Origin of the sequence: Chryseobacterium phocaeense (genome assembly GCF_900169075.1) — a bacterium.
In the GTDB taxonomy this organism is placed as follows: Bacteria; Bacteroidota; Bacteroidia; order Flavobacteriales; family Weeksellaceae; genus Chryseobacterium; species Chryseobacterium phocaeense.
In genome coordinates this window covers 672,186-693,746 of the sequence record NZ_LT827015.1, presented here as the reverse complement: position 1 = coordinate 693,746, position 21,561 = coordinate 672,186, and the positions used below count along the sequence as shown (strand labels likewise).

The window sequence follows — 21,561 nt, the reverse complement described above, 5'->3', positions numbered from 1 at the left end:
AGTTATTTACTTGTTTAACGGTGCAAATATAGTCTACTTACCTGATAGATTTTGTTGATGTATATCAATTTAGTCAATTATTTTCATGAATAATATCATCCCATAAAAAAACTCCGGATAGCTCCGGAGTCTGTATCTTAATTTTGGTAGTAGGCGGTATAAAGCGCAGCCCCTTTCAGAGCCGTATGATTCTGTTTGATCAGGTAGAGCGGCGTGCTTTTCAGGAGTCCTTCCATCTTATCACTGATCTTGAACTTATCATAGAATTTGCCCTTGTCAATGTATTCTCTGATTGTTTGCGGAATATCTCCTGAAATCAGAAGTCCTCCGGTAGCTTTTAGTTTCAGGACAAGGTTGTTAGCTTCTCTCGCCAGGAATTCAAGGAAAGTATCCAAAGCAATTTTACAGATCAGCACATCTTCTTCTACGGCAGCCTTATAAATTTCTTCTAAGAAGTTTCCTCCCGCAAGACGCTCTGCAAGCCATTCCGGTTCCGGATGTCTTTTTACGTCTCTTAAGAATCTGTAGATGTTGAAAAGCCCTGTCTTGGAAAGTACATTTTCCCAGCTCACAATCCCATAGATATTGTTCAGGAACTGGTAAAATTCCACCTCAACGTTCGTTCTTGGTGAGAATTCCGAATGCCCTCCTTCTGTAGCAAAAGGTCTGAGGAATTTTCCGTCAAAGAAATATCCTGCTTCCCCCAGTCCGTTCCCCGGAGCCAGGATCGCTACATTTCCTTTCTCAAGATGTCCACTGGTATAGATCGGGTCCAGATCGCTGTCTTCAAGAAGCGCCATCCCATAGGCAGAAGCTTCAAGGTCATTCAGCATATCTCCTTTCTCGAATCCGAAACCTTGCGTATATTCTTCAATATCGAGATCCCAACCCAGTCTTGCCGGGCTGCTTTTCCCATTAATAACCGGTCCCGGTACAGCCATTGCCAGGCGCTGTACATTCTGCAATTGGTTATCCTGCATGAATTTTCTCAATATATCAGAAAAAGAAGTATAGTCTTTAGTGCTATATTCATTCTGAATTTTTATCTCAAGACCTCCGTTACCGGAAACAAAATAGCCTAAGATGGTGATATCTTCACGGAGGCTTGCCCCAATGATACTAACATGATCATTATTACTGTTCTCTACTCCTGGTAAATAAAGTGGAAATTTTGGATTCAAAATCATACCTTCAAATTTTATCAAATATAACAATAGTTTTGGTAAATCCTGTATGGAAGCAAAAAACCTTTTCATTTTCATAAAAAGGTTTTGGCTAATAATTGTTTATATATAAATCTAACTACTTTCCTAATGGAATATTATATCCGAAACCAACCCCGATATTCCCCACATTGTAGTCCTGTCCGGCTATATCACCTTTATCTCCTACAAAAACTTTCTGGTACTGTACAAAGAAATTCCAGTCTCTGTTGTGGTATCCGATTTCCGGCTTGATATAGAAACCTCCGTCCGGTCTGTTCACAGAACTGTTGGTTGCTACTTTATCATCTCCTACAAGGAAACCATATCCTAGGTCGGTTCCAAAATAGAAACCGGTTTGTTTAGGATAAATTCTGATCAAAGCTCCTACAGGAACTACTCCTACATCATTGTTATCAAAACCGTTGTTGCTCTTTCCGAAATAATGAGTATATCCTGTTGCAATACCCAATCCGAATCCCGGAGTAATCAGGTTCTGGTAAGATACATCTACTCCTACAGCTGCGGATAGGTTATCTGCAGGAACTGCTAAACCAACATTCGCGCCTACCTTGATCATATTATTCATCTTTGAGTCCTGCGCACTTGCGATACCTGCTGTTAAGATTCCAGCCAGTACTATTGCTTGTTTTAACATTTTCATAACTCTAATTTTAAATTTTACTATTCCAATAGTCTGTAAAAATCGTGCCAAGGGAGGCTTTTTTATCAATTTTAACACACGTGGGTTTTATAAAATAATGAATATCAATATGTTAAATTTAAATGATTGTTTAACTAAATCTTAACATAAAATATAAATACCGGTCATTAAACGTTAGTATTTTTAACCTTTCCGTTTTTTAAATATCAAAAAAACAAATGCTCGCAACATGGCCGATTCATTATTACATCATAAACATCTTCTCTGGCGCGCCGGTTTCGGATTAGGAATCAACCAGATCAGTGAACTGGAAAATAAAAATACCAAAGTGCTGCTTAGTGATTTGTTTAAGGAAGAAAACTTCACAGAAATAAGCTATGACACCCCTGATACACAAATCCCGGATAATATGATGGATACCCGGACTCCTGCCGAAAAGAGAAAGGAAATGCAGCGGATAATCAGGGAACAAAATAATGAACTGAACCTGAATTTCCTTGACAAAATGATCAACAGCAAAGATCAGATGAGGGAAAAAATGGCTTTTTTCTGGCACGGACATTTTGCCACAAGAATCAATAATTCAAAATTCAACAAACAGCTTCTCAATGTCATCAGAAAAAATGCACTTGGGAATTTTAAAGAATTGCTTTTTGAAGTAAGCCGGTCTCCCGCAATGCTGAACTTTCTGAATAACCAACAAAACAAAAAGGGCCACCCAAATGAGAATTTTGCCCGCGAGGTCATGGAGCTCTTTACAATGGGCAGGGGAAATTATACGGAAAAAGACATCCGGGAAGGCGCCAGAGCATTTACAGGCTGGGGATATGTCAAGGAAGGTCAGTTTAAGGAGCGGAGAAACCTGCATGATGAAGGAAGTAAACAGTTTCTGGGCAGAACCGGGAACTTTACAGGAACAGATATTCTGAACATCATCCTGGAACAGAAAACAACCGCCACTTTCATCACGACAAAAATATATAAGTTCTTCGTGAATGAAAATACAGACCGGAATATTGTGGAACAACTGAGTACAGACTTCTACAACTCCGGCTATGATATCAAAAAACTGATGAATACTATCTTCTCCAGTTCATGGTTTTATGATAAAAAGAATATTGGCAACAGGATAAAATCCCCTATCGAGCTGATGGCCGGAATGATGCGGATGCTTCCGATGAATATCCGGAACCCTGAAAACCTGATTGTTTATCAGAAACTGCTCGGACAAATGCTCCTCTACCCTCCCAATGTAGCCGGATGGCCCAGCGGAAGATCATGGATAGACAGTTCAACATTAATGCTCAGGCTGCAGATCCCACAGATCTGGTCCGGATTGCGCCCATTGGAATACAGTCCGCGGCAGGATGATGATATTGATATGGGAATGAAATCGCGGGAAACGGCATTAAACAAATCATTTAAAAATCCCAATATAACGATAGACTGGAGCAGGCTGGAAAAAGTTTTTGAACATAAAAAACCTGAAGATTATCTGATCCTTAACCCGAAAAGTCTTGATATGGATTCGGTAAAGAATTTTTCGGATAAAAGTATAAAGATGATGATGATTAATCTGATGTCTACACCGGAATACCAGTTATGCTAGGTAGTAGGTTGCAGGGATCAGGTAGCAGGTAATCGTAGTCGCAATTTAGCTTACAACCTTCAATTTTATTTTTCATAAAAACATTTATAAAGATAACAAGCATAAGTAAAATGTAGTATAGTACTGCAACCTAAACCCTAAACCCTATCCCTAATCCCTAATCCCTAACACCTAAAAAAAATGCTAATCAAAAGAAGAGAATTCCTCAAAATAAGCTCACTGGCAACCGCATCTTTTATGATGCCCAATTTCCTGAAAGCAATGGCTTTGGATGAAGCTTTGGAACAGAATCAGAAAATCCTTGTAGTTCTTCAGTTTACAGGTGGAAATGACGGTCTGAATACCATTATTCCGGCAAAAAATGATATTTATTTTAAAGAAAGAAACCATATTGCCATTCAAGATTCTTTAGCTTTAAATGATGAAACCGGTATTCACCCTGCGCTGTCTTATTTTAAAGAGCTTTTTGATAACGGAGAGCTTTCTGTGCTGAACAATGTCGGCTATCCCGATCCGGATAAGTCACATTTCAGAAGTATGGATATCTGGCATTCTGCAAGCCGCAGCGACGAGTATCTGGAAACAGGCTGGCTTGGACGTTTTCTGGATGAAGAATGCTACCGTTGCGATCATCCGACCCAGGCGCTGGAAGTGGATGATATGCTGAGCCTGGCACTGAAAGGAGAAAATAACAAAGCTTTTGCCTTCAAAGATCCTAAACGGCTATACCAAACCAGCCAGGAAAAGTATTTCAAATCCCTGTACGACCATCACCATGATGATGAAACGGTTTCTTATTTATACCAAACCCTGGGCTCTACGATTAATAATGCAGATTACATTTTCGAAAAAAGTAAATCTAAAAAAACAGACCAGACCTACCCTAATTCTCAGTTGGGAAAAGATTTTAAAACCGTCGCTTCACTCATCCGGTCGGATATCAATACACAGGTATACTACCTTTCCGTGGGAAGTTTCGATACTCACGTCAACCAGAATGACCGGCAGAGAAAGCTGTTCACCGACATCAATGAAGCTGTGAAATCTTTTGTCAGTGATCTGAAAAGTAACGGACTTTTTAATAATGTACTTCTGATGACGTTCTCAGAGTTCGGACGCCGGGTAGCCCAGAATGCCAGCAACGGAACTGATCACGGAACTGCCAACCAAATGTTTTTTATCAGCGGGGGGCTTAAAAAGAAAGGGCTTCTTAATGCGCTTCCGGATCTGCAGAATTTAAATGAAGGCGATCTTATCTATACCGAAGACTTCAGAAAAGTATATGCCACTATTCTGAAAAACTGGCTTAAAGCGGATTCTTCCAAAGTATTGGGCTGGAAAAACGGGATTTATGATTTTATTTAATTGAAGGCGGCGTCATAAAATAAAATCCCACAGGTTTGGAAACCTATGAGATTTGAACATCGTATAAACTTAAAAGCTATGCTTTTCTAAACTTCTTCTTTTTCTTCCACGGCGCATTTTTCCCCACATCACCCGCCATGATACATCCGTAAGGCATCACCTCATCCAGTACTTCGCAAAGCCCGTATTCTTCAATCTGAGCTCTTACGTTTTTAGCACTTTTATAAGCACTTGGCAGTTCGGAGATATCAATTTCATTGGAGAAGAAACGGATGTCGAGTCCTTTGGTCTCTTCATCAAAAATTTCTTCAACCGTTTTATGGGCCAGCGATTTTTTATGCTGTGTTCTGCTGAAATTTCTTCCGGCTCCGTGAGGGGCAAACCCCAGATTTCTCTCATTGGTTTTTCCCTGAACAATTAAAACGGGTTCTGACATATTCAGTGGAATCAATCTCGGTCCTGTAATATCGGGCATAAATTTATCATCCAGCGGAGTGGCTCCTTTTGCATGATAAAACAGATCATCATCCCTGAAAACAAAATTATGCTCGTTCCAGTATCGATCCTGCTTTTCTGTTCCCAGTTTATTTAAAACCGCATCATGAATGCTGGTATGATTTTCCTTGGTCCACGTTCTTATTAGCTGAAGGGCTTCCCAGTAGGACTTACCTTCATCTGTATCAAACGGAATCCAGGCATTTTCTCTCAATGTTTCAGGAGAAATTTCCTGTCTGAAACGATTAGCTACCTTCATTCCTTTATCATAAAGGGCTGCTCCCGGGGCTCTTGATCCATGATGGGTAACCAGCATGGTATTCCCAGTGTTTTTGGATTTTCCAACAAATAAGAAATGGTTTCCGTCTCCCTGGGTTCCCATATGAGAACGGGCAATGCTGATCAGTTTTTCATCATTTAAGAAGTCGTTTTCTCTAAACGCATCCATCAGCTCCTGGGACATCGGCATCTGCTCTCCTCTTGGTCTTCCTCCATATCCGAAATGCGTCACTGAATGGGCTGCATCCAGTACATCTTTCGGATCTGCATCTCCAAAATCCGTCAGCATCACAGAACAGCAGATATCAGCGCTATGAAATCCCGGGTGGATTGCATTTTCAGCCACTACCACTCCACCTACAGGAATATATCCTTCCGGTCCTGTAGGACAGGCATCCGGCATCAGAGCTCCTGCAGTCAGCGTAGGCGTTTTCATCAGGACTTTCATTGTGTTGATTACTTTTTCTACGTTATCATTTTCACTTTCGTGTTCTGCTCTGATATTGATGATAAAATCTTTTGCAGTATCATGAAGCGGAATTATTTCAGGTTGTATGAACTGCTCCAGATATTCCTTGATCTGAGCTTCATCCAGATTATTTTCGTTAATATGGATAATGGCATCTTTAAACCATTTCGCTGGTCTGTATCCTAATTCAATTAAATGATTTCCGTTAAATTCCATTTGTTTTTTCATTTTGATAATGCAAAGTAACAACACAAGTGCGCAATATTTTTGCGTAGATAAAATTATTTTGATTATTTTTGTGGAAGAGGCGAAAAGGCAAAACCGCAAATAGGCAAATTCGCCTTTTCGCCATTTAGCCATTTGGCCTTTTTACCAATAAATTAAATAAAAATATGCTGCCAGAACAATTAAAAAACGATCCGGAAACCATTCAATTCAAAGATGTGATTGCTTACATTGATGAACATTACAATTTTACACCCGTTTCTTTTAAAAATGGTACTACGGTGAATGAAGCCGGTCAGAACAATGGTTCATGTAAGGTTTTCAGTTTTGCAAAACTTCAGAATCTTTCAAAAGAAGAGGTTCTTCCTCTTTTTGGGGAGTTTTACAGAGATGATGTCCTGAAAAACCCGGAAGGAACAGACCATCAGAACATCCGCAACTTTATGGAATACGGATGGGATGGAATTTCTTTCGAAGGAGAAGCGTTAAGCGAGAAATAGCGAAGAAAGCGAAGAAGGCGAAGAGGCAAAATCGCAAAATGGCAAATTTGCTTGTTCACTGTTTGTTTATTTGCTATTTGCTTTGCTTTCTCAACTTTCTTCGCTTTCTTCGCTTCCTCAGCCTTTTCGCCCCTTTGCCATTTTACCATTTCGCACCAAAAAAATCCTATGTCATCCAATAAAAATGCTCTCATCCGCTATAAAACATTAGACAAATGCCTTAAGAACAAATACAGGCAATATACCCTGGAAGATCTTATTGATGCATGTTCCGATGCCCTTTTTGAATTTGAAGGGAAAGAATCTTACGTAAGCCGGAGAACCGTTCAGCTTGATCTCCAGAATATGAGGAGTGAAAAATTCGGGTACGAAGCCCCGATCGAAGTATACGACCGGAAGTACTACCGCTACAGTGATCCCGAATACAGCATTCATAATATTTCCGTCAATGAAAGTGACCTGAAAGCAATGAATAATGCCGTTCAGATCCTGAAACAGTTCAAGGATTTTTCTATGTTTAAAGAAATGAACGGAGTTATCCAGAAGCTGGAAGATTCCATCCATTCCACCGGACAGAAATCAATCATCCATCTGGATAAAAACGAGCAGCTCAAAGGGCTTGAACATATTGATATCCTCTACGAAAGCATCTCTGGCAAAAAAGTACTGAACATTCTCTACCGGAGCTTTACTGCCCGGGAATCCAGTAGTTATGTAGTCCACCCCCAACTTCTTAAAGAATTCAATAACCGTTGGTTCCTGATCTGCCTGCATAAGGGTAAAATGTATAATCTGGCTTTAGACCGGATGGAAAGCATTAGTCCGGAGGAAAACATTCTTTATATTGATAAAGACCTGGACGGCGACGAGTATTTTAAGGACATTGTGGGTGTAACCGTTTCAGATACGATGGTTCCAAGGAATGTTGTCTTTTTTGTGGATGCTCCTAACGCTCCGTACGTTAAAACAAAACCGCTCCATAAAAGCCAGGAAATCATCAGTGAAAGCGAAGAAGGCACCTTATTCAAGATCTGTGTACAGATTAATTTTGAGCTGGAAAGGCTCCTGCTAGGATTTGGAGACTCTCTAATCGTTCATAAACCAAGAAAACTGAGATTAAGGCTGCAGGATAAATTTAAGATGGGGTGTAAAAACTATGAGAACCTTCCTGATGATGAAAATTAAGATCAATTATCTTTCTAAAACCTTGTGAACAGGAGAATTTCTAAAATGGCTTGGAAATTGTATTATATTTCCCACACAAAAAGTTAAACTATGAAATCAAGAATATTTAAGGCATTAATTGCCATCATAGCACCCATCGCAATAGAATATATTGTAAAAAAAATATCTCAGAAACTGGATAAAAAACAAGAAGATAAGGGACAAGGACCAAAGCAGATTACTGCTTAAAGATACAAGTAGTTAGAATTTAATTTTATTGAAAAGAGGCTGTCACAATGTTGCACAGCCTCTTTTTTTTGCTGATGGTAAATTTTCAGGTATTTGAATACAAGAGACATTTTTCTAATCGTACAAATAGTACTATACGTTCAGCTGGTCCAAAGAAAAATATCCTTCATTGAAATGAATAATAACTTTCTTGCCGTAACTGATCTGTATCTTAAATAAGTTTTCAAGGGGAAATTCTAAAATTGACTGTACGACCAGCCGTATAACGCCAGCATGCGTAATGATCAGGATTTTATCTGCTTTTTCTGCTGCTGTGAGCTCTTTCCAAAAATCCATGACCCGTGCTTTCATTTCAATCAGATTTTCACCACCCGTAGCTTTTATATTTACAAAATCATCATACCAGGGACTGATTTCTTTTTCCGGAATCGCTGTCCATTTTTTCAATTCCCAGTCGCCAAAGTTCATTTCACGAAGCCTTTCATCTGTTGTGTAATCCAGCTTAAAATATTCTGCCAGCATCGCACAGCGTTGTGACGGACTTGAAACCACCAGATCAAAATCACGATCAAGATCAACGGCTTTAAGATCTTCTTCAAAATCACTTTTTAAAGGAATCTCTGCAAAACCATAGCACAGGTTCTCAGGATTTTCAACTGCTGTATGACGGATCAGATGAATTTCCATACCACCATTGTTCCTAAGTAAAACAAAACTTCAGCCACCTGCTGCACAGCTCCAAGACAATCTCCGGTATAGCCTCCGATGTGCTTTTTAAAATACCAGCCCATACAGATTTTCCCCAAATAAGCGAGGACAAAAGCAAGAATCAGCCGCCAGTCGGGAATCAGAAGGAATGACACCATAACACCCGTAAAACTAACCACCAAGGCTTTTGCGTCCAAAGGTTTATTCGCTAAAGGTTTCGACTTGCTGACATCAGTATCCGTAACGTACCTATGGGTGTAAATCATGGTTCCGGAAATAAAACGACTTGAGGAATGAGCCAGAACAATAATCCCAAGTGTTTTAATAAAATCTATTTCTCCCAAAGCCCGGATGCTGAGGAACTTCAACGCAAACAGCAATATAATTCCAACCGCTCCGTATGCCCCCACCCTGCTGTCTTTCATAATGGTTAGGATCTTCTCCTTTCCGTATCCGCCTCCGAAACTGTCGCAGACATCCGTAAAACCGTCCTCATGAAAGGCCCCGGTCAGCAGAACGCTGGAAATCATCATCAGTACAATCGCAATATCAGCATTAAAAAGATGATAGGAAAGATACAAAACACCGGCATTCAAGAGTCCTACCAGCAGCCCGATCCAGGCAAAATATTTCTGCGACCTGTTCATAATTTCACTGGAATACGGAACAGGAAAAGGAACAGGAATCCGGGTGAAAAACATCAGAGCCGTAGCAAAATAGATCAGCTCATTCTTTATTATTTTCATTTATTCTTTATTTGAAACATGAGCGTCTTCAAAACTTGACATTTCATTCAGAAAATTAACCGCACTTTGAATTAACGGATACGCTAAAGCACAACCCGTTCCTTCCCCGAGACGAAGATTAAGGTTCAGCAAAGCCTTTTGTCCCAATAGCTCAAGAAGCTCTTTATGGGCGTTTTCATCACTGACATGACAGAAAATACAGTTATCAAGAATCTCAGGATTTTTTTTCCAGACTGCCGCAGCAGCCATACTTGCAATGAATCCATCCACCATGACCAGCATATTTCCCCGGTAAGCTTCTTCCATTGCCCCCATCATCTGGACTATTTCCAGCCCGCCAAAAGTCTGTGCAATTTCATCTGCGGTTTCCACATTAGGATACTTTTCAGCACATTCTGATAAAATTTTTATCTTATGCAGTAACTGAGCGTCATCAAGACCGGTTCCCCGTCCGATGCAGCTGATCAGTGAAAGATCAAAAAGCCGGCACATCATCAGGGAAGACGAAGACGTATTTCCGATTCCCATTTCTCCAAAACCTATAATATTACAACCTGTTTTTGCAATATCCCTAACCACCTTTCTTCCGTTTTCCAAAGCTTTCTGATATTCTTCCGAAGTCATTGCAGGTTCTTCAAGTATATTCCGGCTGGATTTTCTGACCTTTTTATCAACCAATTCAAGGCCTTCAGGAAAATCGAGATTCACACCGGCATCCACAATTTTTATGGAAATATCATGCTGTCTGCAAAAAACATTGATGGCAGCACCTCCATCCAGAAAATTCATGACCATCTGATAGGTAACTTCCTGTGGATAGGCACTAACACCTGAAGTCGCAATCCCGTGATCCGCAGCAAAAACCACCATGTGCGGGTTGGAGAGTTTCGGAGAAGCCGTTTTCTGAACCATTCCGATTTTATGAGCCAGTTGCTCCAAATGACCCAATGCGCCCAAAGGTTTTGTTTTAAAATCTATTTTGTGTTGTAATTCGTCTGCCAGCATTGATGTATAGGTAGTTTTAATAGTGAAATGCAATATTAGTGAAATTAGAGCGAGAGTCAAGGATCAGATTGAGGTTAAGGTTAAGTTTGATTATAAAACTAAGGCTGAGCTTTAGCTTAAAACCATACTACTTATTTTCACAAAACTCAAAAAAACTCTCAAACTCTCAGACTCTCAGACTCTCAGACTCTCTAACTCAAAAACCGCAACGCAAAAACACTGCGCACCACCTCTTTTACTTTGCATAAAAATTGAACCAATGACACCAAAAATACTTAAAAAAATAAAAGAAATAGAAGCAACTCGCAACGTAGAAGTCCTTCTGGCAGTAGAATCCGGAAGCAGAGCCTGGGGTTTTGCCTCTCCCGACAGCGATTATGATATAAGGTTTATCTACCGGCATAAAAAGATTGGTATTTTTCTCCCTGGGATAAGGACGAAACCATAGAATTTATGACTGAGGATGATCTGGACGGTTCCGGATGGGATCTACGTAAGACTTTTCATCTGCTGCTGAAATCGAATGCGGCTTTATTGAGCTGGTTCTATTCTCCAATCGTGTATGCGGAAAACAGAAAATTTGTGCAACTTTTCAGGCCTTTGGCGGATGCCAGCTTTTCCCCGGTAGCGGTTTCCTACCATTATCTGAGCATGAGTAAAAAATACCTGGAAGCCTGCCGAAGTGATGAAGTAAAACTGAAAAGTTATTTTTACTGCCTGAGAACTGCCCTGACCGGAAAATGGATCATAGAAAAAGGAACGGTTCCGCCGGTTTTATTTAGTGAGCTGCTTGTCTTAACGGATGATAATACCCGAAAAAAGATAGAAGATCTTGTTGCTCTTAAAGCGACCAAGGGAGAATCCTATTATCACCCAAATGATTGGGAACTTTTTGGTTTCCTAGAGAAAACAGTTGCCGAAAACGAGGAAAAATCTAAGAGTCTAAAAGGAGGGAAAAGCGACAAAAAAGAAATGGAGCGGGTTTTCCGGGAAATATTGACGCTATGAGTTATGAGTTATGAATGATAAGTTATGAAAGTATTTAATTTTTTTAAAAAGAAAGATCCGGTGGCGGATGAAAAAGTTACCATACCGGATGTTCCAATTCATCCTTTTCTTGAAAGATGTGAATATCTCAGGAACGAATTTGGACTGATTATTCCAGACATCTATAAAACATTTTTCACCCGGCACGAGGTTTCCGAAACCAATTATTATTACAGGGTTTTCTGGGAAGATCGCCATCATGATGATTATGAGCTCATTTTTTATACAGAAGATTTCGTCAGGTATGTGATCAACAGATTTGATGAAACATTTGGAAACGAAGCCGATTATGAGCTGCTTCAGGAAATACTGGAGAACGGAGAATGCGAATTTGTACACAGAGAAAATAAGTTCCGTGCAGATCATATGGATCTGTCATTCCTTGATGTCTGTTATGAAGAGCGTGGAAGAAACCAGGATGATCTGATGATTGTTCTTGAGCTGTCCTCTGATTGCGGAGGCGGGGAATACCTGATTCTCACCGGTGACAAAAAGGGATATTCCGGTGGTTGTTATCATGGAATGGATGATAAAATAGAACATCAGGGACATACAATATATTACCGTATTCTGAATCACTATCGTTTGGTGAGTGACCGGATATTAAATAAGATTTGAAAAAGCAAATTAGCAGATCAGCAAATTTGCTTTATAAAATAGATTTATATAAAACTGAGTTCCTTTTTAGAGGAGCTCTTTTTATTTAATGAAGTTTAACCACATTGAATATCAAATTTTCACAACTGAATATCATACACTTACAAAAATATTTATACTTTTTTTTAAAAATTATTTCATTAAAAAAAATCTGCGCAAAAACACTGCGTACTTTGTTTCTTACTTTGCATCATCAAACAACAAGGAGGCTGTAGCTCAGATGGTAGAGCAACGTAAAAACACTTTATACTATTTTAATCTGCTTTGCAGGTGTGATCCATAAAGTTACTTCGCCTTAACGCCGTGTGTCGCCGGTTCGAGTCCGGCCAGCCTCCCAAATGAAGTGGTGTGAGATTTAGGTTACTTCGATTTCCAGACAAAAAAGCCTTAATCAATTTTTAACCGCTTCTTTTTATATTAATTAAAAAAAACTAGAAATTATGTCAAAATTTAACACAAGAAAAACTGGGTTTGACTCCGGCATCATCGCTGGAAAATTGACAGATAAAGCAGGAAAATATTCAGATTATGAGTTGCTGAGAAGAGTTACTCTGGCTAATATGCTATTTGAATCGAATTATTACCAGCCTGCGGACGAGATCATGAAACAGATTGAAGACCTTTGTTATAAAGTAGAGGGTGAAAAGATCATTGAACTGGCTCTGGAATGCCGTTTTGAACAAAAATTAAGGCATACACCACTTTGGCTGCTGATCCTTGCGAGTGAAATTCATGAAATTTCAGTGAAGGATGCTTTGGCTAAAATCGCCAACAGACCGGATATGACTATTGATGTTCTTCAGATGCTGAAGGTAAGAAACGGTTCTTATAAAATGTCAAAATCAATCAAAAAAGGTCTGGGTAAAGCGTTTGATAATTACGATGAATACCAGATCGCAAAATATAGAAAAAGTAATATGGAAATGTCTCTGGTAGACGTTGTAAACCTGGTACACCCAAAGCCGACCGCCAAAAACGAAGCAGCTTTGAAAGGGCTTGTAGCAGATACCCTGAAGCCGGCAAACACCTGGGAAACCGCATTGTCTCAAGGTGCTGATAAAAAAGCAACTTTTGAAAGAATGATCGGTGAAAAAAGCCTGGGTTCTCTGGCCATTCTGAGAAATCTTAGAAATATGACGGAAGCCGGACTTTCAAAAGAAAATATAAGAACGGCCATATCACAGGTGAACAGCTACTGGCTTACTCCGTTGAACTTTCTGGCAGCCCAGAGAAATGCTCCGGATTATACCGCAGCCATTGATGAAGCCATGGAAAAATGTTTCAAGCAGGAAAAAATCAAAGGAACTACGATTCTGGCCATTGATGTGTCCGGAAGTATGGGAAGGATAACTTCCTCCAATTCAAAATTCTCAAGAATGGATCTGGCTTTTGCTATGGCAGCTGCAGGTTCGTATATTTTTGAAGATCTTATCCTAGTATTCACAGCCGGAAGCGATGCGGATAGAAAGGGTAAGCATATGGTCTGGAATGGTTCCAAAGGTTTGGGACTGTTCAGTAACAGCAGCAAAATTGTTCCTGAAATGGGCGGTGGAGGTATTTTTACGTATCAGCTGTGTGAATGGCTGAAAGAGAATGGTTATGCAAAAGATGCCGAAAGATTGGTCGTTATTTCTGATAGCCAGGATATCGATGCTCATTACGGACTGAACAGAAAACCGGATACTACACCATATAAAACATCCTATATCATTGATATTTCAACCCATACCCACGGTATAAAAACCGGAAACTGGACGGCTGAAATCAATGGATGGAGCGATAAGGTGTTCCATTATATTAAAGCTCTGGAAAACTGATGGTTTTCCGGAGTTTTTCTTATTTTAAAAATTAGTACCTTTGAATAAATGTATGAAGGATGAATTACAAAATATCATTTCAGGAAAGAGCAAAATTAGGCTTGGAGATGCTATCCAAAAAGTCTCCTGTTACCTTAGAACAAGCCCGGGCTCAGGCGAAACGCTTAGAACAGGCAAGCAGATCAAAAGTGAAGAAACAGCGCTCATAAAACAATATTGCAATCACAATAACTTTTGGATTGATACTATAGACATTGGCAATTTTGTATCTGAAGGAGCAGAACAGAAAGTCTATCTTCTTAACAAATATAAAGTGATAAAGCTTAATGATGCCATTTATTATGAAAAGTGGCTGGACTATCTGAATAATCTTCTATTAAACAACTATTTCTTTCCCGACACAGCTTATCAACTTATGGGCTTCTATGAATTGGATGATATCCTATATGCAGTAGTTGAGCAGGATTTCATAGAATCTGATGAAATAACCAACTTAGAACATGTAAGACTTTTTCTTGTATCTAATGGCTTCATCAATCATAGAAACAATGACTATTCTCATCATGAATTAGGGATCATATTGGAAGATCTTCATGATGAAAATGTCCTTACATTTGGTGGAAACCTATATTTCATCGATACTGTATTTTATCTTACTGAACAATTTTACCAATGATCATCCACGACCTAAAAAACAAAAACCTCATCCTCCTCGAGGCCATCTCCGGAAGCCGGGCTTTCGGGCTGGCAACAGAAAATTCCGATACGGATATCCGGGGCGTGTATTATCTGCCTAAAGAGGAATTCTTCGGACTGAACTATATTCCGCAGATTTCCAATGACACCAACGATATCACCTATTACGAGATCGGAAGGTTTACAGAGCTTCTGCAGAAAAACAATCCCAATATCCTTGAAATACTGGCAAGTCCTGAAGACTGCATCCTCCACAAAGATCCGGCAATGGATTTATTCCGGGCTGAAGACTTCCTGTCCAAATTATGTAAAGATACTTTTGCTGGATATGCTGTTTCACAGATCAAAAAAGCAAAGGGACTGAATAAAAAAATTCTTAATCCTGTAGAAAAAGAAAGAAAATCTATCCTTGATTTCTGCTATATTCTTGAAGATCATGGATCTGTTCCCTTGAAGAAATGGCTTACAGAAAACAGTAAAGTCCAGGAAAAATGTGGACTGGTCAGCATTGGAAACACCCACGGAATGTATGCGCTCTTTTATGATGAACCTGGCATTCTGGGCTACAGGGGAATTATCCAGCATGAAGAAGCCAATCAGGTTTCCGTATCATCTGTTCCTAAAAATGAAAGTCCCATTGCTTACCTTTCCTGCAATCTGGATGCCTACTCTACCTACTGCAAAGATTACAGGGAATACTGGAAATGGGTTGCGGAGCGCAATGAAGACCGTTACAATGTCAATCAGCAGCATGGCCTGAACTACGACAGCAAAAACATGATGCATACCATCCGCCTGCTTCAGTCCTGTGAATATATTTTTAAAAACAATTCTTTACAGATCCGGGTAGACAACAGGGAGGAATTGCTTGACATCAAAGCTGGAAACTGGTCCTATGAAAACCTTATGCAAAAAGCAGAAGATCTTATAGCCTCTATAGAACATTATCATTCTGTTTCTGATCTTCCGGATTATCCGGATGTGAAAAAGACGGAAGAGACTTTAGTAGAGATACGGGAGAGATTGTATAGTTAAAGGTTGAGACTGATGATAAAGGCTGAGTTTAGGGTGCAAATGATAATTACTTTTTCTTTGAGGCTTTGGCTAGCGGGTTGTAATCCAGGCATATTTTTATCCAGTACTCAAAGTCGGCCGGTTTTTGAAATCCGGCAGGCTCTACATAGCAATATCCGTTAAGCTGTTTTCCTTTCATAATCATGGGAAGAAAACCTGTTTTTTCTGAAACTTCCTCTTCCAGATCAGGGTGATAGCGGCACATCAGGTTGTCGTGGCTGATGTTGATACACATTTTACCATTCACCAGAAACGATAATCCGCTGAACATTTTTTTCTCTGTAATTTCAAGACCTGAAATCTGCGAAAGTCGCTCACGAACTCTATCTGCCAGTTCAATATTGTAGGCCATATCATTGTTTTTTGACTATTTAAATGTAATCAAAATACTCTTAATAATGTATCTTTTCTCATGATCAGAATTAAAAAAATAAAATTTAATTTAAATTAATTATTGTTTTACGATAATTAATTATACATTTGCAATAGTTAATATCATTATTGCCATGAACCAAACCAAAATTATTTCGAGGGTCCTCTTCTGCATCTGCTCCATACTGTCGGCAGGTTACCTCATCACATTAGTCTATTCTATTTTCTGCCTGGCAACGGGATATGGGATCACACCTTACAAGAACGGGCAGTATATACACATCAATTTTCCTTTTACGCAACAGCCGTTCCTGAATATTGAAGACAATTATCCATACATTATCTTTTCCTTTTTAAGTGTTTTAACTTCCTACGGAATATTCTTCTGGCTTTCCGCACTGGTTTTCAGGGTATTCTTCCAGGAAAAACTGTTTACAGCGGATCACATCCGTCAGCTTACGATATTTTACAGATATAATATTTTCATTCCCCTGCCTCTGGTTATTCTGGCCAGTTTTTTTGTGGAAGTGGAAAGTATAATCTGGGGATTGGTATTTATCCATTTCATGTTGGGAATTTTCTGTCTGTTTCTTGCGAATATCTTTAAGCAAGGGCTACATTTGCAAAACGAACAAGATCTATTTATTTAAAATGCCAATTATAATCAACTTAGATGTCATGCTAGCCAAACGAAAAATGCAGAGTAAAGAATTGGCAGAAAAATTAGGGATCACTCCCGTTAATCTCTCTATTCTAAAGACCGGTAAGGCCAAAGGGGTGCGTTTCGATACCCTGGAAGCCATCTGCAAAATCCTGGAATGCCAGCCCGGGGATATCCTGGAATTCCGGGAGTAGGGTTTGCGAGTGAAAGAGTTTTGGAGTTTGCGTGAAAAAATACAAGTATGATTTTAAACCCAGTCCTAACCTCAACCTCAATCTCAACCTTAGCCTCAATCTAAAATCTCATATCTGATGTCTTGTATCTGATATCTGATATCTGAAATCTAACCTCTCTTAAAGCAGCCATAAACGCCTGCCCTGTCCTTCTATTACCTAAACTTATCATATGAACACCTTATCTATTAACAATCTTAACCTTATTTACAAAAATGGTTATCAGGCGGTTAAGGACATATCGCTTGAAATATCGAATGGCATGTTCGGCTTACTGGGACCTAACGGAGCCGGAAAGTCATCACTCATGAAAACTATTGTTGGACTTCAGAAACCCACTTCCGGAACTGTAGTTTTCAATGGAACAGATGTTTCCAAAAATCCGGATTTTATCAAACAGAATCTGGGCTTTCTTCCGCAGGATTTTGGAGTCTACCCAAAAGTATCGGCTTATGATCTTCTGGAACATATTGCTGTATTAAAAGGCATTAACAGCCGGGCCGAACGGAAAGAACAAATCCTGAATCTGCTTGAGAAAGTCAACCTTTCGGATTTCAGGAAAAAAGAAGTTCACACCTTTTCCGGAGGGATGAAACAGCGTTTCGGGGTGGCGCAGGCTTTATTGGGAAATCCAAAGATCATTATCGTGGATGAGCCTACCGCCGGCCTGGATCCCGAAGAACGAAACCGTTTCAATTCTCTGCTGAATGACATCAGCCAGGAAGTCATTGTGATCCTTTCCACCCATCTGGTGGAAGATGTCAGGAACCTGTGTTCGGAGATGGCAGTGATGAATAAGGGACAGATCCTGAGACAAGGGAAACCCGCAGAATTAATTTCAGAACTGGAAAACAGAATCTGGTCCAGACCGATTAACCAAAATGAACTGGAAAACTATTCTTCCAGCCATGAAATCATCAGCAGACATCTGATTGAAAGAGAGCTTCACATTACCGTATTTTCAGAGGAAAAACCTGAAGATTTCTCTGTGGTAAATCCCCTGCTGGAACACGTTTACTTCCATACCCTCACCCAAAACCCTTAATTATGAACGCCATATTTTCATTCGAAGCCGGACGCATTTCCAAGCACTGGCCAGCCTATCTTATCGCTATTCTCTTGGTAAGCGCAGGCATTTTCTGCGGCAGCCAGTTCAACCTTTCCACAGGGGACGGGATCTTTTTGAACTCACCCTATAGCATTGGTTTTATGACAGGAATGTTAAGTCTTTCCATCATTTTTATCTCCGTTATTTATGCTGTGCAGCTCCTGTTCAAAGACCAGGATTCAAAATTTGATCTGGTTCTGTTTTCTTTTCCTTTTAACAAATGGACTTATCTGAGTGGAAAATTCAGCATTTATTTTTTACAGACTTCCTTAAGTTTTTCATTTTTAATGCTGGGTTTTCTTATAGGACAGATGATGAGGACAGGAAGTGAAATGCAGCCTTATTTTAATATCGGCTATTATTTATATCCAATGTTAATTTTCGGACTCATCAACTCTTTTCTGGTCTGCAGCTTTCTCTTTTTCATTTCACTGATCAGCAGGAAAAAGCTTCTGGTAGTGGTAGGCGGGCTGCTTCTATACGTACTTTATATGGTGGTTCTGGTCTTTTCCAACTCACCGTTTATGGCCGGAGGCCTTCCCCAGTCGATAGAAACCCAGCAGATCTCTGCTATTCTGGATCCGTTCGGGTTATCGTCTTATTTTTTTGAGGCGAAAGTATTTTCGGTTCAGCAGAAAAATACGTTACTGATTCCTTTCACCGGTTATGTATTGATTAACAGGATTATTTTCCTGATCGCTTCTGCCTTTTTCCTCTTACTTACCTATATGCTGTTCTCCTTTTTAAGCACCTCTAAGAAAAAGATCAGGAAAACCTTTTTTGAACCTGAAAATCAAAAAGCATCTGCATTAAGTTGTACCGTATCACAATCAGATTTTGGTAGAAAAAATTCTTACAAAGCCACTCTGTCATTTGCCAAGGTGGATCTTCTTTATCTTTTCAAAAGCATCAGCATCCCGGCCGTTTCCATCTTACTGCTTTTCTTCGTGGGAATGGAAATGTATGCCGAGATCGAAAAAGGAATCCGGCTTCCACAGAAGTATACCGGGTCCGGGCTTATGGCCACAACCATTTCAGAGAATTTTCCCCTGTTTGGGTTTCTTCTTGCCGCCTATTTCATCAATGACCTCTACTGGAGAAGCCGCTCTTCCGGATTTTCTATGATTGAAAACACTACATTTTTTTCAAAAACAAAACTGACCGGACATTTCGTTTCCATCAGCCTTCTGCTCATAATTTTTACCGGAATTTTAATTATGGAAGGTATTCTGTTCCAGGCCGCTTACCGGTATTTTTATATTGACTGGAAGGCTTATCTCTGTGTTTTTATTTTCAATACATTCCCGCTGATTTTATTTTCAGGATTAATCCTGCTGATCAATGACAACATCAGAAATAAATTTATTGCGCTGGGCGTTTCCGTATTGGCAGTATTTCTTCTGACGGGTATGGTATCTGCTAAGATACTTCCTTATCCTGCTTTAAGAATCTTCTCGGATTTTACAGGGTCTTACAGTGATTTTAACGGGTATGGCATTTATGTTTCAGCTTTTACGCAAAGACTTTTGCTGGGTACAGGCATTATTTTCTTTTTATGGATGATCAGCCAAATGATCAAAACCGAGAAAAGAAATACGTTCTCAATGATTTCATGTCTTATTCTATTGGTTTCAGGAATTTTTGCCGGAACTTCCTTTATGAAGGGGTATATTCCTAAAAATGAGGAACAAACAATTGCAGAAGCAGTTCAATACGAAAAGAATTTTAAAAAATATGAACGTCTTCCCCAGCCGGAGATCTCAGACGTAACCACTGAAATTAAGCTTTATCCTTCCGAAAATTCATATGAAATCACAGGGAAATATGTCCTGACCAATTTTACAGTCCAAAACATTGACAAGGTGCTGGTAAATTTTAATTCTGATCTCAGAATAGAATCTGCTTCCTTTCAATCCGGTCCGGAAACTGTTAGGATTAATAAAAATGTATCTGAAATTGTATTAAAACAACCTTTAAAACCTAACGGAACAGCTTATCTGAACTTTAAAATCTCTTATAAGTGGTATGCTGTCAACGGTCATCAATCTTTCAACGCGATCATAGAAAACGGTTCTTTTATGAGGATCAGCAGATATTACCCCGTGATCGGATATCAGAAAGGGGAAGAAATCCAGGATGAAAAGATCAGAAAAGATAACCGTCTGCCCAAACTGGCAACCTTGAAAAAGCCTGAAGCACCTGAAACCACTGAAAATGATTTTATCAATTTAAACATGACTGCTTCCACGGAAGGCAGCCAAACAGCCATCGGTACGGGAGATCTTATTAAAAAATGGACTCAGTCAGGACGGAACTATTTCCAGTATCAGGCTGAACGCATCCCGTTCCGGTTTGCCGTTTCTTCCGCTGATTATGAAGTGAAAAGTGTAATGTATAAAGGAATTCCGGTCAATGTCTTCTATCATAAGAAACATTTTGAAAACGTGGATCATCTTCTTGAAAATGCAAAGATCACACTGGATTATTGTATTGAAAATTTTGGGAAATACCCTTTCAAAACCGTTAATTTTGCTGAAATTTCATCCTTCACGAGAGGTTTTGCTGCTACTGCTTATCCGTCCGCGGTATTTATGCCTGAAGATATGGTTTTCCATGCCAATATTCATGCAGACCAGGAGCAGGATGTCATCAATGAGCTTGCAGGACACGAACTTTCCCATCTGTGGTGGGGCAACAGCCAGATTGATCCTGATGACAGAGAAGGTGCAGTGATGCTTACCGAAACACTCGCCATGTACACCGAGATGATGCTGTACAAAAAAATGCATGGACCGGAAGAAATGATGGACAGAATAAAAATGCACCAGCAGATCTATGATAACGAAAAAGGCTTGTCCGAAAATGTTCCGATCTACAGAGCAACGGGAGATGCTCCGCATATTGCCTATTCCAAAGGGGCTGTAGCCATGGTAAAACTGAGTGAGCTGATCGGAGAAGAAAAAGTAAATGCTGCCTTGAAAAATTTTATTCAGAATAATCCTTATCCGAAAAAACCTTCTTCTATGGATCTGCTCCGTGAATTCTACAGGTTCTGCCCTGATGATGCAGCAAGAAAACAGGTTGACGTTTTATTCAAAACCTTATAAGATACCGAATCTTAAGATCCATCAAGATCTGCTTTATCTGCCAGATCTGCGTGAGATAAATGTTTTCTCGCAGATCTGGCAGATAAAGCAGATTTTTCTATTCCTATTT

Annotated in this window: 20 protein-coding genes, 1 tRNA gene and 1 pseudogene; 15 read left to right on the top strand and 7 right to left on the bottom strand. The window is 39.6% G+C overall.

Annotated elements, in window-relative coordinates; all coding sequences use genetic code 11:
• Positions 1–137: 137 nt before the first annotated feature.
• Positions 138–1,187, bottom strand: coding sequence for a glucokinase (locus B7E04_RS09920; RefSeq protein ID WP_080780642.1), 1,050 nt, complete (start codon positions 1,185–1,187; stop codon positions 138–140).
• Between the two features lie 115 nt (positions 1,188–1,302).
• Positions 1,303–1,866 carry a hypothetical protein gene (locus tag B7E04_RS09915; RefSeq protein WP_062652726.1) on the bottom strand — a complete coding sequence of 188 codons (564 nt, stop codon included), beginning with the start codon at positions 1,864–1,866 and terminating at the stop codon, positions 1,303–1,305.
• A 229-nt stretch (positions 1,867–2,095) separates the two neighbouring features.
• Between B7E04_RS09915 and B7E04_RS09910 the strand changes: the two genes are divergently transcribed.
• Together B7E04_RS09910 and B7E04_RS09905 are read left to right on the top strand one after the other, a co-directional pair.
• Positions 2,096–3,475, top strand: a complete 1,380-nt coding sequence (locus B7E04_RS09910) for a DUF1800 domain-containing protein (RefSeq protein WP_080778502.1) — start codon at positions 2,096–2,098, stop codon at positions 3,473–3,475.
• Positions 3,476–3,655: 180 nt separating this feature from the next.
• Positions 3,656–4,840, top strand: a complete 1,185-nt coding sequence (locus B7E04_RS09905) for a DUF1501 domain-containing protein (RefSeq protein ID WP_080778501.1) — start codon at positions 3,656–3,658, stop codon at positions 4,838–4,840.
• A 76-nt stretch (positions 4,841–4,916) separates the two neighbouring features.
• On the opposite strand, the gene B7E04_RS22660 is transcribed toward B7E04_RS09905, so the two are convergent.
• Entirely contained in the window at positions 4,917–5,717 is an 801-nt protein-coding gene (locus tag B7E04_RS22660; protein ID WP_394334773.1) for an RtcB family protein, read from the bottom strand.
• Positions 5,718–6,475: 758 nt separating this feature from the next.
• On the opposite strand from B7E04_RS22660, the gene B7E04_RS09895 reads away from it, so the two are divergent.
• The 3 genes from B7E04_RS09895 to B7E04_RS22155 all read left to right on the top strand — a co-directional run bounded on the left by B7E04_RS09895 (position 6,476) and on the right by B7E04_RS22155 (position 8,221).
• Entirely contained in the window at positions 6,476–6,808 is a 333-nt protein-coding gene (locus B7E04_RS09895) for a HopJ type III effector protein (RefSeq protein ID WP_080778500.1), read from the top strand.
• 168 nt (positions 6,809–6,976) lie between these two features.
• Positions 6,977–7,993 carry a helix-turn-helix transcriptional regulator gene (locus B7E04_RS09890; RefSeq protein ID WP_080778499.1) on the top strand — a complete coding sequence of 339 codons (1,017 nt, stop codon included), beginning with the start codon at positions 6,977–6,979 and terminating at the stop codon, positions 7,991–7,993.
• Positions 7,994–8,083: 90 nt separating this feature from the next.
• A complete protein-coding gene (locus tag B7E04_RS22155) occupies positions 8,084–8,221 on the top strand; it encodes a hypothetical protein (protein WP_165439432.1) in 138 nt (45 codons plus the stop codon).
• 132 nt (positions 8,222–8,353) lie between these two features.
• Here the strand turns inward: B7E04_RS22155 and cobC are convergent, their stop codons facing one another.
• The 3 genes from cobC to cobT are packed head-to-tail and all read right to left on the bottom strand — an operon-like array spanning position 8,354 to position 10,713.
• The gene (gene cobC / locus B7E04_RS09885) at positions 8,354–8,908 is read right to left on the bottom strand and encodes an alpha-ribazole phosphatase (RefSeq protein WP_080778498.1); all 555 of its coding nucleotides are present in this window, start codon (positions 8,906–8,908) and stop codon (positions 8,354–8,356) included.
• Positions 8,893–9,675, bottom strand: a complete 783-nt coding sequence (locus tag B7E04_RS09880; RefSeq protein ID WP_228439889.1) for an adenosylcobinamide-GDP ribazoletransferase — start codon at positions 9,673–9,675, stop codon at positions 8,893–8,895. Before B7E04_RS09880 ends, cobC begins: the two co-directional genes overlap by 16 nt.
• Positions 9,676–10,713 carry a nicotinate-nucleotide--dimethylbenzimidazole phosphoribosyltransferase gene (cobT, locus tag B7E04_RS09875; protein WP_228439887.1) on the bottom strand — a complete coding sequence of 346 codons (1,038 nt, stop codon included), beginning with the start codon at positions 10,711–10,713 and terminating at the stop codon, positions 9,676–9,678.
• Between the two features lie 226 nt (positions 10,714–10,939).
• On the opposite strand from cobT, the pseudogene B7E04_RS09870 reads away from it, so the two are divergent.
• The 6 genes and pseudogenes from B7E04_RS09870 to B7E04_RS09845 all read left to right on the top strand — a co-directional run bounded on the left by B7E04_RS09870 (position 10,940) and on the right by B7E04_RS09845 (position 15,932).
• Positions 10,940–11,688 (top strand): annotated as a pseudogene (locus tag B7E04_RS09870) (nucleotidyltransferase domain-containing protein).
• A gap of 24 nt (positions 11,689–11,712) precedes the next feature.
• Positions 11,713–12,345, top strand: a complete 633-nt coding sequence (locus tag B7E04_RS09865) for a hypothetical protein (protein WP_080778496.1) — start codon at positions 11,713–11,715, stop codon at positions 12,343–12,345.
• Between the two features lie 244 nt (positions 12,346–12,589).
• Positions 12,590–12,719 (top strand) — tRNA-OTHER (locus B7E04_RS22150).
• Positions 12,720–12,824: 105 nt separating this feature from the next.
• On the top strand, positions 12,825–14,201 hold the full coding sequence (locus tag B7E04_RS09855) for a TROVE domain-containing protein (protein ID WP_080778494.1): 1,377 nt from the start codon (positions 12,825–12,827) through the stop codon (positions 14,199–14,201).
• Between the two features lie 52 nt (positions 14,202–14,253).
• The gene (locus tag B7E04_RS09850) at positions 14,254–14,877 is read left to right on the top strand and encodes a putative polyvalent protein kinase domain-containing protein (RefSeq protein ID WP_080778493.1); all 624 of its coding nucleotides are present in this window, start codon (positions 14,254–14,256) and stop codon (positions 14,875–14,877) included.
• Entirely contained in the window at positions 14,874–15,932 is a 1,059-nt protein-coding gene (locus tag B7E04_RS09845) for a nucleotidyltransferase domain-containing protein (RefSeq protein WP_080778492.1), read from the top strand. The genes B7E04_RS09850 and B7E04_RS09845 overlap by 4 nt, the downstream gene beginning before the upstream one ends.
• A 46-nt stretch (positions 15,933–15,978) precedes the next feature.
• Here the strand turns inward: B7E04_RS09845 and B7E04_RS09840 are convergent, their stop codons facing one another.
• Entirely contained in the window at positions 15,979–16,323 is a 345-nt protein-coding gene (locus B7E04_RS09840) for a TfoX/Sxy family protein (RefSeq protein WP_080778491.1), read from the bottom strand.
• Positions 16,324–16,477: 154 nt separating this feature from the next.
• Between B7E04_RS09840 and B7E04_RS09835 the strand changes: the two genes are divergently transcribed.
• The 4 genes from B7E04_RS09835 (at position 16,478) to B7E04_RS09820 (ending at position 21,452) form a co-directional block, all read left to right on the top strand.
• Positions 16,478–16,993 carry a DUF2975 domain-containing protein gene (locus tag B7E04_RS09835; protein ID WP_080778490.1) on the top strand — a complete coding sequence of 172 codons (516 nt, stop codon included), beginning with the start codon at positions 16,478–16,480 and terminating at the stop codon, positions 16,991–16,993.
• A gap of 1 nt (position 16,994) precedes the next feature.
• Positions 16,995–17,198 (top strand): helix-turn-helix domain-containing protein, encoded by a 204-nt coding sequence (locus tag B7E04_RS09830; protein WP_080778489.1) that lies wholly within the window; start codon positions 16,995–16,997, stop codon positions 17,196–17,198.
• 211 nt (positions 17,199–17,409) lie between these two features.
• The gene (locus B7E04_RS09825; RefSeq protein ID WP_080778488.1) at positions 17,410–18,282 is read left to right on the top strand and encodes an ABC transporter ATP-binding protein; all 873 of its coding nucleotides are present in this window, start codon (positions 17,410–17,412) and stop codon (positions 18,280–18,282) included.
• Positions 18,283–18,284: 2 nt separating this feature from the next.
• A complete protein-coding gene (locus B7E04_RS09820) occupies positions 18,285–21,452 on the top strand; it encodes an ABC transporter permease/M1 family aminopeptidase (protein ID WP_080778487.1) in 3,168 nt (1,055 codons plus the stop codon).
• The last annotated feature ends 109 nt before the right edge of the window (positions 21,453–21,561 follow it).

Bases quoted from the DNA above. Each gene is read 5' to 3' on its own strand.
- B7E04_RS09915 (WP_062652726.1), bottom strand. From the start codon at position 1,866: ATGAAAATGTTAAAACAAGCAATAGTACTGGCTGGAATCTTAACAGCA.
- B7E04_RS09830 (WP_080778489.1), top strand. From the start codon at position 16,995: ATGCCAATTATAATCAACTTAGATGTCATGCTAGCCAAACGAAAAATG.
- B7E04_RS22155 (WP_165439432.1), top strand. From the start codon at position 8,084: ATGAAATCAAGAATATTTAAGGCATTAATTGCCATCATAGCACCCATC.
- B7E04_RS09905 (WP_080778501.1), top strand. From the start codon at position 3,656: ATGCTAATCAAAAGAAGAGAATTCCTCAAAATAAGCTCACTGGCAACC.
- B7E04_RS09920 (WP_080780642.1), bottom strand. From the start codon at position 1,187: ATGATTTTGAATCCAAAATTTCCACTTTATTTACCAGGAGTAGAGAAC.
- B7E04_RS09820 (WP_080778487.1), top strand. From the start codon at position 18,285: ATGAACGCCATATTTTCATTCGAAGCCGGACGCATTTCCAAGCACTGG.
- B7E04_RS09890 (WP_080778499.1), top strand. From the start codon at position 6,977: ATGTCATCCAATAAAAATGCTCTCATCCGCTATAAAACATTAGACAAA.
- B7E04_RS09825 (WP_080778488.1), top strand. From the start codon at position 17,410: ATGAACACCTTATCTATTAACAATCTTAACCTTATTTACAAAAATGGT.
- B7E04_RS09845 (WP_080778492.1), top strand. From the start codon at position 14,874: ATGATCATCCACGACCTAAAAAACAAAAACCTCATCCTCCTCGAGGCC.
- B7E04_RS09880 (WP_228439889.1), bottom strand. From the start codon at position 9,675: ATGAAAATAATAAAGAATGAGCTGATCTATTTTGCTACGGCTCTGATG.
- B7E04_RS09850 (WP_080778493.1), top strand. From the start codon at position 14,254: ATGAAGGATGAATTACAAAATATCATTTCAGGAAAGAGCAAAATTAGG.
- cobC (WP_080778498.1), bottom strand. From the start codon at position 8,908: ATGGAAATTCATCTGATCCGTCATACAGCAGTTGAAAATCCTGAGAAC.
- B7E04_RS09895 (WP_080778500.1), top strand. From the start codon at position 6,476: ATGCTGCCAGAACAATTAAAAAACGATCCGGAAACCATTCAATTCAAA.
- B7E04_RS22660 (WP_394334773.1), bottom strand. From the start codon at position 5,717: ATGGGAACCCAGGGAGACGGAAACCATTTCTTATTTGTTGGAAAATCC.
- B7E04_RS09835 (WP_080778490.1), top strand. From the start codon at position 16,478: ATGAACCAAACCAAAATTATTTCGAGGGTCCTCTTCTGCATCTGCTCC.
- B7E04_RS09865 (WP_080778496.1), top strand. From the start codon at position 11,713: ATGAAAGTATTTAATTTTTTTAAAAAGAAAGATCCGGTGGCGGATGAA.
- B7E04_RS09855 (WP_080778494.1), top strand. From the start codon at position 12,825: ATGTCAAAATTTAACACAAGAAAAACTGGGTTTGACTCCGGCATCATC.
- B7E04_RS09910 (WP_080778502.1), top strand. From the start codon at position 2,096: ATGGCCGATTCATTATTACATCATAAACATCTTCTCTGGCGCGCCGGT.
- B7E04_RS09840 (WP_080778491.1), bottom strand. From the start codon at position 16,323: ATGGCCTACAATATTGAACTGGCAGATAGAGTTCGTGAGCGACTTTCG.